The 13,009-nt window shown below is 60.7% G+C and carries 6 protein-coding genes and 1 pseudogene; 3 read left to right on the top strand and 4 right to left on the bottom strand.

Annotated elements, in window-relative coordinates; all coding sequences use genetic code 11:
- Nucleotides 1–179 precede the first annotated feature (179 nt).
- The 3 genes from CFE428DRAFT_RS32245 (at nt 180) to CFE428DRAFT_RS32235 (ending at nt 3,917) form a co-directional block, all read left to right on the top strand.
- Nucleotides 180–1,082, top strand: coding sequence for a tetratricopeptide repeat protein (locus CFE428DRAFT_RS32245; protein ID WP_006983953.1), 903 nt, complete (start codon nt 180–182; stop codon nt 1,080–1,082).
- A 439-nt stretch (nt 1,083–1,521) separates the two neighbouring features.
- Nucleotides 1,522–3,006: a type 2 periplasmic-binding domain-containing protein gene (locus CFE428DRAFT_RS32240; RefSeq protein ID WP_006983951.1), complete on the top strand. Its 1,485-nt coding sequence runs from the start codon at nt 1,522–1,524 to the stop codon at nt 3,004–3,006.
- 89 nt (nt 3,007–3,095) lie between these two features.
- Nucleotides 3,096–3,917, top strand: a complete 822-nt coding sequence (locus CFE428DRAFT_RS32235) for a PEP-CTERM sorting domain-containing protein (RefSeq protein WP_131989856.1) — start codon at nt 3,096–3,098, stop codon at nt 3,915–3,917.
- Between the two features lie 358 nt (nt 3,918–4,275).
- Here CFE428DRAFT_RS32235 and CFE428DRAFT_RS32230 read toward each other — a convergent pair whose 3' ends face one another.
- The 4 genes and pseudogenes from CFE428DRAFT_RS32230 to CFE428DRAFT_RS32220 all read right to left on the bottom strand — a co-directional run bounded on the left by CFE428DRAFT_RS32230 (nt 4,276) and on the right by CFE428DRAFT_RS32220 (nt 12,748).
- Complete coding sequence (locus tag CFE428DRAFT_RS32230) at nt 4,276–5,619, bottom strand: cytochrome-c peroxidase (protein WP_157447723.1); 1,344 nt, start codon at nt 5,617–5,619, stop codon at nt 4,276–4,278.
- 358 nt (nt 5,620–5,977) lie between these two features.
- A pseudogene (locus CFE428DRAFT_RS40810) lies at nt 5,978–7,453 on the bottom strand (choice-of-anchor tandem repeat GloVer-containing protein); the annotation flags it as partial.
- 633 nt (nt 7,454–8,086) lie between these two features.
- Complete coding sequence (locus CFE428DRAFT_RS32225; protein ID WP_006983947.1) at nt 8,087–8,620, bottom strand: REP-associated tyrosine transposase; 534 nt, start codon at nt 8,618–8,620, stop codon at nt 8,087–8,089.
- 663 nt (nt 8,621–9,283) lie between these two features.
- On the bottom strand, nt 9,284–12,748 hold the full coding sequence (locus CFE428DRAFT_RS32220) for a DUF7133 domain-containing protein (RefSeq protein ID WP_131989854.1): 3,465 nt from the start codon (nt 12,746–12,748) through the stop codon (nt 9,284–9,286).
- Nucleotides 12,749–13,009 lie beyond the last annotated feature (261 nt).

The following is a 13,009-nucleotide window of genomic DNA, read 5'->3' as shown; positions in this document are numbered from 1 at the left end:
GCGAGCAAAGATGTGGGTAATGCTTAGATGGCTCATGGCGAATGGCGGAGTGATTGGAGAGCGTCTTGGGGCGTAGTCACACAATCGTCACTTGCCCGATTTTGTCTTTCGAGTTACCCAGCCCATCTCGTATGGGCTCTATTCAATCTCGTTGCGTCGTTGTATCCCTTGCCGGCTTGATGGCGGGTTCCATGCTCTTCGCCGCGGAAGATCAGGTCGCTGCGGCGTCTGGGGAGGTGACAGAAGATGCCGCGCTCAAGCACGCGCGTGAATTGATCGCGCACGGCCAGTTTGAAGAAGCCAGGAAAGCGTTCGAGGAGATGGTGCATGCCGACCAGCAGGCGCGGGGAGCGCAGGATGCGAAGACGCTGTCCGATCGCGTCGAACTCGCCCTCGCTTGCGGCAAAGCCGGCGATTACATCAAAGCCGAAAGCGATCTCCGCGATTTGCTGGCCATTTACAACCGGCGGCTGGGACCCGACCACAAAGAGACATTGCGTTGCCGGACGGCATTGGCCCGGTTGCTCTATGACGCGAGCCGTCCGACCGAAGCAGGGGAGGAGTATCGGCGGGTTCTCGACAGCGAGGTGCGTGTGCTTGGGACTGACAATATCGAGGTCGCGCGGACTCGGCATGGCTTGGGTGACGCCTTGGGCATGACCGGTAAATACGGTGAAGCGATCGAACAGTTCCGTCAGGCGCAGGATGTTTTCGACCGGGTTCTGGGTGAGGAGAATTTCGAGACGTTGCTCAATCGTTCGAACCTCGCGCTGGTTCAGGCGGAAAATCGGGAATTTGACGCCGCGGAAAAGGGGTTGAAGGCCATTCTGACCATCCGCGAACGTCTCAACGGTCCCAACGACTTGAGTGTCCTGATGACTTGTTTTCAGCTGGGACGCGTTCTCGGTGGCGCCAAAAGGTTTGATGAAGCAATGACCTTCGCCAATCGCGCGGAGGCGGGATTGCGGAGCGCGTTGAAACCGGATGATTCCAAGGTCATCGAGGCGGAGGGACTCTGTAATCAAATTCGGACGGACATGGCACCGGCCGCCAAAGTGCCGCCCCCTGTCGTACTGAAATAAAGAGGGTGAGCGTGGGAAGGATGGGTTTGTTACCTGTTTGTAACATCCCGACCCCCGACATTGAAATAGGTCGGCCGGGAGATGGTTTTGCCCGCGAATCACGCAGATGACTCGAATGGAAGCTATTCCATCCGTGTCATTCGCGTGATTCGCGGGCACTTTTCTTTTCACAGTCTCTTGGCGAATTTTACCGCGGCGATGACATAGGGGAGTGGTTCCAGATACGGACCCGGTGGTGGCGCGCAACTCTCCCAGGACGGCTCCTCCCGAGCAGAAATGGCGGTAATTCGCCTTCGGGTCCGGAATGTCACGTAAATGTAACAGCTAGGCCACTCGATTGTGACCCGGGGTCCGTAAAACCCCCTTCGAAGTTGGCCAAGGTCCGGCAATCACGCTCGCTCCAAGGCCGAAATCAACCGAACCAAACCCTAAAATACAAATGAAATTCATGCTCAAGACGGCTGCGCTCCTTGGCGTCGCCATGGCACTTGCCGGAACCGCCTCCGCGCAAACCAAGATTTACATCTCCGGCGCGACGACTTATCGCGCGTGCGTTCACCAGGCGATCTGCGAGATGCTCGATTCGGGCTTCACGTTTGGCTGCGACAACAGCAACCCTTACAAGCAGAACGAAGCGATCTATATCGGCAAGCTCAACCAGGGCAACCCCGCCACCGATCCGCAGGTGATCATCAAGACCTACTGGACGGGTTCGCTCGCCGGTGTCTATGACCTTTCGAATCAGAACGTGATCACGGCCCGCTATCCGGCTGATAGCGTGGCGGTGGTCACTTCGACTGGTTTCGGTGCGCAGGGGCAGACGACCTTCGGCGCCTCCACGGCGACGTTGACGGCTGGTTACGCGACGGAAAACCACGCTCCGACCTGCGTGCTGACGGACGCGTTCCAAAACAGCTGCGCTGCTTCGATCAGCACCGCCACCATCGGTGGTGCGGCCGCGGCGGACGCGATCACCAATGCCAGCCTCACCACGGCGGGGACTGCTCCCAAGGCGGGCGGCGCGGGCATCCTCGGGTTGGTGGCCTTCCAGTGGGTCATTGGCCAAACCTCGGCCACGCAGGCGGCGGTGACCAACATCACCGAGCAGCAGGCGCTCGCCCTCGTCAACGGCGGCGAAATTCCGGTCATGTTCCTGTCGGGCAGCACGGCGGACAAGAACAAGTATCTCCTGCAGATCGGCCGTAACGAAGACTCCGGCAGCCGGATCAACGCGCACGCGGAAGCCCAGAACGGCTTCGGCAACGGCGTGGTGCAGTTTGCCCTCGCCTTCAATACGAACAACACCAGCCAGGCGGATGGCCGCCAGACCGGTGGCAGCGGCTCGACGGTGGCGAGCTTCGACGTGTGGCCGTCCGACGCGGCGCTCAATACGGCGCCCGGCATCAACTGGCAGACGGCGGGTCACTCCGGCTACATCGGCGGTGGCGACGTGAAGAACACGCTCATCTCGCAGAATCCTTCGCTCCTGGCCAGCACGCAGGGTCACACCTCGGGCGGCTCCTTGACCGACACGAGCGGAAACGTTCCGGCTGCGGCCACGAACGTTTACTTCATCGGCTACCTCGGCACGTCCGACGCCGCGGTCGGTGGCAATGCCATCCAGCTGAACTACAACGGCGTGCCTTTCAGCGCGCCCAACGTGCTGAACGGCAGCTACTCGCTGTGGGGTTATGAGCACATGTATTACCTGAGCTCGCTCACGGGCGTGGCCCAGCAGACCTGCGACGCGATTGCCGACCAGCTCTTCACCACCGACGCCGACGTCAACGGCAACAACGGCGCCGGTTCGATCTCCGTGCACGGCACCAGCGGCACGGTGCTGCAGTCCGGCATCCTCTCGGGCGCTGCCAACGTGACCCGCTTCAACTCGGAAGAAGGCGGCATCATCAGCACCAACTACTAATCAACCCTGCTTCACCTTCGGGACCGGTGCGGGCGCAAATCCGCACCGGTTCCTGAAAGGGAGCAACAGACCAACTACTAAATATATCCATGAAACTTCGCTCTACGATGGCTACCGCGGCGCTTGCTCTGGCAGGCGTGGCGTTGACAGCCCCGGTCGCCAAGGCGGCCGCCACCACGGGAGACTTGATCCTGAGCTTCCGCTTCTCCGATAACACGAACGTCAACGACATCGAAATCGATCTCGGTCAGCAGACTAACTTCACGACCACTTCGGTCCTGAACCTGACCTACGGTGCCAACTACTACGCCGGTTCCAATCTCGGCGGCCTTGCTTCGTCGGACCTCGATGCCGTTTTCGGCACGAGCGGCGGCGCTTGGAACACCCTGTCGAACCTGGTATGGGACGTCTCCGGCCACATCGGCACGACGGGGACGAACACCCACCTGTTTGCGACGCAACCCACCACTGGCACGATCACCGCTGCTGCTCCCGGCAGCAATTTGACGAGCGCGGGCAGCCGCTTGCAGAACTTGTCGAACGGTTTCGATGGCGTTGCCTCGTCGGTGGCCGTCACCAGCCCAGAGGCCTGGGCGGTGCCGATCTCACCGGCCACCGTGTCGGAATATACGTTTGCGTTGAAAAACGGTAGCAATACCAGCAACGACTTCGGTTTCTTCACCACCTCGACGGAATCCCATGTCTCTTCCGCCGGGAATATGTCGATGGAATTGTATAACTACGGCCCGAGCACGCGGACCGACCTCGGCACCATCACACTCACGTCGGACGGTCAGCTCAGCTTCACCGGTTCTGCCGCTTCGGTTCCGGAACCCTCGGCTCTGACCGCTCTGGCGGGCGGAATTGGCCTCCTCGGCTTCCTCCGTCGCCGCCGCGTGAGCGTCGCGTAAGCGAAGGTCCGTTGAGATCATCGTCCGTTTCGTAAGACAAACCTTCCGAAGCCTCACCGCTCCCATAGCGGTGAGGTTTCGCATTTTTAAGAGAAAGTGAAACAGTGCCCGCGAATCACGCAGATGACGCGAATGAGAAATATTCCATCTGTGTCATTCGCGTGATTCGCGGGCACTGTTTCACAGTCTTTAAGAGGATATCCCGAAATTCGCTGTGAGCGGAGGAATGACCACGGATTACGCGGATTCCACGGATTTTTAGGAACCGAAGGAGATTGGAAATCCGTGGAATCCGCACAATCCGTGGTCAAATTACCGTCCATCCGCTTTCGGTATATTTTCCAAGCGGGACCGAGGTTTACTGCTCCGGACCGGAGCCGATGAACCCATCGGTCAACGTCTCGAGAAAATGGACCAGATCGGTTTCCTCATCGGGCGTGAGTTCGAGATGACCGATTTGTCCATTGGTGGCCACGTCCGCTTCACCCTGACGGGATTCGGAGGGGGTGAGGCCGGCGACGTTCTGGACATTGTCGAGGACCTCCGGTGCCGGGAAAAGCGGGGTATACCCTGCGGGCGGGCCGACGCGCAGGTCGAAGGCCACTTCCTCGCCGGCCGTATTCACCGCGATGTTGCGCTTGTTATAAAAATGCACGACCTCCTCGAGGCTCTTGAAGACGCCATTGTGCATATAGCTTTTCACGAAATCCGCCGAGGGGCGTTTGTCCACGTTGCGCAGGCTGGGCGCCTTGAAGAGGCCACGAAAATCCGCGATGTCGCCCGGCGTGTTCGTCATAAAGTGAACGCCGCCCGGTGAGGGATTGGGATTGGAGCCGAGGCCGTAATCGATGAAGGCCGTACCCTGCGGATTGTATCCGTTCGGGTTATTCGTCGGATCGGTTTCCTGGTAGAAGGGGTTGTTCGGATTCCGGGGGGTGCCGATGTTGGCGTAACAGTACATCGTGAACACCTCGCGGCCTGCCGTCACACTCGACACGGAATCGAGCGGCGCGGACGAATGGCAGGCGAAGCACTGCGCCTTGCCAAAGAAAAGCTGGCGGCCATTTTCCTCCGATGCGGTGAATGGATAGAGATTCGCGGGCGGTCTGGCGTTCGCCGAGGCATCGTATTTGGAAGTGAACGGATTGACCTCCTCAGAAGCTTCGTAGGCCGCGATGGCCTGCCCCGCCAGCGCATCAACGTTGGCCTCGTTGCCTGTTTGAAAAACGTTGGCGCCAAAGACTTGCTGGAACAACGGCGCATAGGAGGCCTGGTTCAAGGCGTGGGCCACATCCGTCGAATAGCCGCCGTGCACGGGGGGCAGCGGCCCCACCGGGTTATTGGCCATTTCATTGGGACCGATGAATGGAAACGCCGCCTGCGCGGCATTGGTGGGCGCATGGCCATCCCAAAAATTGCCGCCGGACCATAGTTGCTGGCCATTGTCGAAATACGGTCCACTCGGACTAAACGTCGAGTAGGCGACCGCTTGTGGCTTGCGAAAACCGGACCGACCGGCGACGGCGCCGGGCACAGGTCCGGCGGAGAAATTGATCGCGGAATTCGGTCCGGTGAAACCGGCGGAAGGAGAATGGCATCCCGCGCAGGAAAGTCCGGTGGGATTGGAAAGCGAGCTGTCGAAAAAGATATCCTTGCCCAACTGCTCGATCGGCGAGAGCGACACCGTGATCTTCACGCGCATGAATGCCGAAGGGAGATTGCCGACGAAGGCTTGGAAACTGTGCATCGAGCCCGAACCGGTATCGGGTAGCGGAGTCCAGTTCGGCGGATTCAGCGAGGGCGTCCATTCCGCGCCGTAGACGATGTCGCTGAGGCCTGCCGGTGGGTTGAAGTTCAGCCCGAGATTGCCGGCGTTGAGGATCGGTTGTGGGACTTGATTGGCCGCGGGCGAAGTCGGGTCCAGCCCGAAGGCGTATTTCACCAGGTTCGGAATGCCGTTGCCGTTGAAGTCGGCGCGGTTGGCGGGCATTGCCCACGTCGGTCGGAGTGCCGAGGAGATTCCAGCGCCAAGTTTGGAGAGGCGTCAGTCGAATGACCGTGAGGGTGTAAAGATTGGTCGTCACCCCGTCGCGCGCGGTCACGATCGTGTCGATGACATTGGCGCCCGTGGTCAGATTGATCGGCGTACTCGGTGCGCCCGCGGCCACCGGAGATCCATTGACGGTGATCGTCGCACCGGCATCTGCCGGGGTGGGAGTGATGGTGATCGCCGAGACGCCTTCGACGACGTAAACCGTGTAACGTGTGTTCGAGCTGTTGAACGCGGTATCCAATACGCCGGCGCTGGGCGCGAGGTTGAAGAGGTTTGCGTTGGTCAATGAACCCGATGCGGTCATCGAGAAAATGGTTCCATTTTCTGCCGTGCCGCCATATTGGGTCAGGCCGTAGAGCAGGCTGCCGTCCGGAGAGACGGCCGGTGTGCCGAGTCCGAGCAAACCATCGTTCGGCCCGCCGGCAAAAGTCTGGAGCAAAGTGAAGGCCGATCCATCCAGGCTCATGCCAAAGACGGTGCCGGTGCCACTGCTGACCGTGACGCCAAATCCACTGGTGGTGCCATAGAGTTGCGAGCCGGAGAGGGCCAACGATCCATACGGCCCGGAGCCGTCGCTGCCGTCGAAGCTATGCAACATCTGAAAATTGCTGCCGTCAGGATTGAGGCTGAAGATCGCGCCGTTCTGTGCCGCGCCGCCATTGAACGAAACGCCGTAGAGCGTCGAACCCACCAGCGTTAGACCGTTGCCACCGATGGGTTCCACCGCCTCGCCGCTGTCAAAGGTGCCGAAGCTGTGGAGCACGGCGAAATCGCTGCCGTCCGTATTGATGCTGAAGACGGTTCCCTCATCGTTGTCACCACCGGCATTGGTCAGGCCATACAGCTTGGAACCGATGAGGGTGAGGGAACCTTCGGGAACAGCGCCATCGTTCGCCGTCTCGGTGAAGCTGTGCAAAACCTGAAAGCCGGTGCCGTCGGTGTTCAGGCTGAAGATCGTGCCGCGCGTGCTCGTGCCGCCAAAGCGCGTCATGCCGTAGATCTTCGATCCCGAGACCGTGACGGCTCCGTAGGGCGTGCCGCCGTCGTTGCTCGCGGACAATTGGCTGCCGGTGAAGCCGTGCAAGACTTGGAATCCAGTGCCGTCGGTATTGATCCGAAATACGGTCCCGCCATTGGGGGGCGGCCCCACTGGTGGGACGATCCCACCGACGGGCGTCATGCCATACAGCACGGAACCCACGAGGGTGAGCGACGAGAGCGGGGAGGCGCCGTCGGAACTGATGCCGTCGTTGGTAAAGCTGTGCAACACGGCATACCCGCTGCCGTCGGCATTCACCCGAAAGATCGTCCCCACGGACTCGCCGCCTCCATTGCCCGTCATGCCGTAGAGGACGCCCTGTCCCAAAACCAGCGAGCCGTAGACCGCCGGAGCGCCGTCGGCGGTACTGAAGCTATGCAGAATCGAATCGTCTGCCCGACTGGCCGAGAGTCCGATGCCCGCCAGGGCAATCAGGAACAACATGCCTCGGAACTTCATCGGGGATTCTTCGTTTCTTGGGGGGCCGAGTAGAACGGGAGGTGGGACGCGGACTGAAAGCAGGGGAAAATTCGGCGGGCATCCTCGCGTTTTTGCGGACGCAATCAAGGGAACTCTTCCAGAGACGCCTCGGGATTCGGCGCTCGCTCCGCTCAGGCTTGTGGGTGTGGGCGCTTACGCCGACGAAATTCGTGCAGTGCTGACCCGAAAAGTTTCCGCAGCGGGCAAAGATTTTTTTGACCGCGAATGGACGCGAATGAACACGAATAGGGGAGGACGATGAAGGCGGTTTCCAATTCGCGTCCATTCGCGGTTTGCGCTCGTTACCAAGTTGCACTTGGTAACGCACTTAGGAGCGAACTCAAGCGGAGCGGAGAGGCCAACCGCAGGTTGCCCCGAAGGGGCAGCGACGGCGGTCGCTGGCAATTTCACTTCGCATGGCGGGGGTGTCTGCGGGAGGGAAAATGATCCCCGCCGAAGATACGCCGTCCATTGGCCGTGCAATTGCCCCGCAAGAACGTTCTCGAGTGCAACTCAAGGAATGAGCGTGTGAAGCGCGTCGAACGAACCCTCCGTGCACAGAGAAACAATATCCACCTTCGCCCCGCGCCTCTCTCCTCACCTCCAAGGATCGCACTTCAGCAGCGGGACAGCACCTTCGCAAAACTCATGCGCCGAAGAGTATCGCCAATGTTCCGGTGCCGCGACCAAGCCTCGCTGCACCGGATTGTTGTGCAGATACTCCAGCTTCTGCATCAGCATATCGTCGCTGATCAAAGCCTCGGGATGCGACCCCTCCTGCCAGATCTGTCGCTCGCTTTCTATTTTATGCCGTAGGCGAAGGTGGGCGAACTGCTTGAGCAACCAGTCACATCTTTCGGACTGAAGTTGCTCGATCAAACGCTTCGCCGTGTGCCGCTTGAAGTCAGCCAGGACTCGTGAGAGATCCGGCGCCGATAGAATCGCATGGAAGTGGTTGTCGAGAACGACCCAGGCGTGCACTTGCAGCCCCTTGTGCTGGCGACAGTATTCGAGCGCATGCACGATGATGTCGCAACGCTCCGTCTTGGTGAAGACGGGCAGCCAGGCGACGATGGTTGCGGTGACGAAGTGCGCATGGTGAGGTTCCCGAACGTAGTACCGGCTGCGCATCGGAGGGGAGTATGAGCGAAATGCAACTTTGCACTCAAGTGCGTTCGCTTGCCCGCAGACACCCCCGCCATGCGAAGTAAAATTGCCAGCGACCGCCGTCGCTGCCCCTTCGGGGCAACCTGCGGTTGGCCTCTCCGCTCCGCTTGAGTTCGCTCCAAAGTGCGGTCCCAAGTGCAACTTGGGACCGAGCACGTAAGTGGACGCAGCTTGCGGAAATTTTTTTCGCGCTCGTTACCAAGTTGCACTTGGTAATGCCCTTAGGAGCGAACTCTCGCTTCGCGTGGTGGGGGTGTCTTCGGGTGGGACGAATGGATTTGCGCGCTCGGTCCCAAGTTGCACCTTGGGGCCGCACCTGCGGGACAGTTGTAGTGCCTGCGGAGGAAGCGCCTTCGGACGGGGTTGATCTTGCCTACCCGCAGACACCCCCGCCATGCGAAGTGAAACTTCGCTCCTAAGTGCGGTCCCAAGTGCAACTTGGGACCGAGCGCGCAGAGCGCGCAGAAACACGAATAGCGGAGAGCGATGAATGCGTTTTCCTATCCGCGTTTATTCGCGTCCATTCGCGGTTTTTAGTCTCCCAGCCCCTCAACACTTCTTCTCTGCGTCTCTGCGTCCTCTGCGTTTAAAATTCTTTGGTCGGTGAGTGGGTGGGGTGCGCAGCGCCTATTTCGCGGAATTTTCCACCGTGCCGTAGACGGCCAGTTCGTGGAAGGACCAGAAGCATCCTTTGTCCGACCCGGTCTGGATGATGCGGACAAAGCGGGTGACGGTCTTGGGTGGAAAGTCGATCGTGGTCATGGCCGTGCCGGTGCCTGACGCCACGGGATTGGACCAGGTTTCGCCGTCGTCGCTCAGGCGCACCTCGTACTTGCGCGGGTAGTCGTCCTTGGAGGCCAGGGCGTCGAGAGTCACGCGAGTGAGAAGCTGGGGACTGCGCATGTCGAACTGGAACCATTGTCCCGCGCGCTGGGTTTTGCCCGTGGACCAGCGGGTCTTCGGATCGCCGTCCCAGGCGCGCTTCGTGTCCTTGTCATTGTCCGAGGCGCTGAACGCCCATTGGCTCATGATGGCTTGCGGCACCGGCAGGAATGGAGCGAGCTCGGTGAGGCTGAAGGGCGCGTGATCGCCCGAGGCCGCGCGGATGGTCGCGACTTGCTGCGGCGTGATGGTCGGGGCGGAATTGCCGAAACTATTGCGCACGAAGGTCAGGACCTCGGCGATCCATTGGTCGTCATTTGCCTTTTGCGGGACCATCTGGCCCGGATAAGTCTTGCCGTCCACCTCCCCGGAAAGGCCGTGCAGCACGATACGCACGATCGCTTCCGGGCTGCCGTTGACGCGCGGAGAACCGGCCAGCGGAGGTGCGAGATGCATTCCATCGGAGGAGATCACGCCCTTGCCGTCGATGCCGTGGCAGGCGAAGCAGATCTGCGCGTAGTGTTCGCTGCCCTTGCGCATCAGCGCCATGCCGACCGGGTCGATCTTGACCGAAATGCCGCTCGGATTGGCGGGATCAAATTTCAAACTCTGCGTGGCCGAGGCGACGATGATCTCGTTGCCGGGATGAGACGCGGCCGTTGCCTGGATCAAAGCCTGCGCGCCCTTCTTGGGCACGTAGCGGAGCGAGTCGACCGCTTGCACGATGACATCCGGGGAACGGTCCTTGAGCAGCGGTTCCAGCTTGGCGATGACCTCCTGGTCGTTGTTCTTCAAGTAGACTTCGCTGATCCGAATGGCCGCGGAGCGAACGCGCTCGTCGGTATCGTGAAAAGCGTCGAGGATCAACTGGCGATCGGTCGCGCCGAGACCATCGAGGGTCCAGAGCGCGTGCATGCGGCCGAGCGGCGCGGCGCCGGTGCGAGCGAGGGTGACGAGAGCGGGGACCACGCTCTTATCGCCCTTGAGGACGAGAAGCTTCTGCGCGGTGTCGCGCCACCAACCATTCGGATTCGAGAGATGCTGGACGAGTTGCGCGGGAGTTTCCTCGAGCATGTGCGGCTGTGGGCCGGGTTTGAAGCCATCGTGCACGAGCCGATAGATGCGGCCGTGGCCGGTATATTTGTCGTAGCCTTCGCGCACCACGGTATTGCGAAGATAACCACCGGCCGGAACCCAGGCGCTTTCCTGGATGATGCCGTGGTGCATATCCACGATGTAGAGGCAGCCATCGGGACCGGTCGCCGTCCAGACGGGACGGAAGGCGAGATCGGTGGAGGTGATGAACTCCGTGCCGGGTGTCGCATTCGAAAGAATACGCGTGCCGTCGACGTTATTGACCTTGGCGCGACGAATCAGCCGCCCCACGGGCTCTGGCAGGATGTAATCGCCGACGAGATCCTTCGGCAGGCGGTCGCCGCGGAAGATGGATTGGCCGCCGCAACCGGTGAAGTGGTTGAGCGTGCCCTTGATATTGTGGATTCGGCCCAGACCGCCTTGCGTGTCGAGCGTCTGGACGCCCGGGAAAGTCTCGGCAAAACCCGGCTCCGTTTCATCGGGAAGGACGAGACTGCCGTAGACCGGGTATTGCTGAAAACCGAAGGCCGGATTTTCGCCACCGGCTGCCGAGCAGAAGAAGCGGCCCTGATCGTCCATGGCCAGGCCCCACTGCGAAGTGCGTCCAAAGATCTGGTTCGGCTCCATACCTTTGCTCGTCAGGCGGAAACGGCGGGAAAGAGTACCGGTGTAGAGATAGTTATCGATGCCCCATTCGAGCGCGGTGTCCTGGTGCTCGAGATTCGATTTCGTCGGCTCGCCGTTGTAGAGCTCCACCTTCTGGTCGGCGACGCCGTCGCCATTGGTATCCCGGTAACTGACAAACTTGCCGGTGTAAGTCTCGGCGATGATCACGCGATCATCCAGGGGCAACACCATGCGCGGCAACACGAGGTGATCGGCAAAGACCGTGGCCTTGTCGAGGACGCCATTGCCTTTCGTGCTGGTCAGTCGCGTGACGCGCGAAAGCGGTTCGTTCTCTCCGGTGCCGTCCGCATCGCGCATGTAAGTGCGCATCTCCGCGACATACATGCGGCCGTCGCCGTCCCAGGTGCACATCACCGGATGTACGATCGTCGGCTCGGCGGCGACGAGTTCCAGATGATAGCCCGGCGGCACCTTAATGCGGGCCATGGCTTCTTTGGCGCTCAGGTCGGCCAGCGGAAGGCGCGGCACGCCGCCCGGAAAACGCCGGCTGGTCAGCTCGGCCGTCGGGAAGTCCGCGGGAATCGGCGTGGTGCAGCGGCCGGTGGCCAGCCACTCGATGGAGCGCAGCACGACCGTTTGGAATCCCACGCAGGACATGGGCGCGGTATTGTCGCCGATGTGTCCCATTACATTGGTGAGCACTTTGCCTTTGCCATAGGGTATCCACCACACGATCGGCTCATTCTTGCCGAAGCCGCCGTATTTCGTGTCGTCGTAGGCAGTGAGCAGAATGTGCACGTTCTCCGCCGGTCCACGCTGGCCGTGGTAGAGCTCATCCTTCACGTGCATCCATTTTTCCGGCATCCCGGCCGTGATGGGATTGCTGTGATCACGGACGGTCAACTGCCAGTCCCATTGCTTGCCGTGCCCGCACTCACGTCCTTTGCCCGGTTCCTCGCGCACCAGCTTGCCTTGATCATCGAGATAGAGGCTGGCGCCATAGTCGGAGTGACGCCAAAGCAGGCCGGCCATCTTTTCGAATTCCTTCCACCCGGTGAAACTGTTGTTCGCCGCGTGGATGAGCACGACCGAACCGCCGCCAGCGACATACTTCTCAAACGCCGTCTGCACCGCGGGCGGCCAGGCCTCGCCGTTGTAGTCGAGGACGATGCACTGATACTTGTCGAACTGCGGATGCCACGCCGCCCAGTCCGCGGCTGGCGCGCCCTTTGGCGGCGTGTTGGATTCCTCGGCGATAAAACCTGGCTGACCGTTGAGCAGCGCGAGCAGAAATTCGTTGCCGATCTTCCAGTCGTGATTGTTCTGTCCGCCAATCACGAGCACCGGGATCGCCCTGGCGTTCTTGCCAGTTTGCGCGGGCGCCGCGTTGTTTTGCGCGGCGATCGCGAGTGGGCCGCTCACCAGGTAAATGAGGGCGCAGAGGAAACCAAAGAAGGCGCGGGGGAGAAGGGAGGTCTTGACGGACATGGCGGTGGGGATGATGCGGGGGGAATGTAGCCTCTGCGAAAATGCGTGGGTATCCCCGAAAGCGGGGTACTCGAGGTGCGGGTGGAGGCGGCCGCGAAGCGGCTCCAAAAAAAACCCGTCATTCCTGAGCGGAGCGGGGAAGCATGGGCGGAGTCGAAGGACCTCCAATTTCAGTGGGTTTTCGCGCGGAGCTTCCTCCAATTGAGCGTGACTACGCGCCACTTTTTCCTCCGCCTTGCCCGCTCGTCGCGCCATCTCTAA

This window comes from Chthoniobacter flavus Ellin428 (assembly GCF_000173075.1).
Classification (GTDB): Bacteria; Verrucomicrobiota; Verrucomicrobiia; order Chthoniobacterales; family Chthoniobacteraceae; genus Chthoniobacter; species Chthoniobacter flavus.
This window is presented reverse-complemented; position numbering and strand designations above follow the sequence as displayed.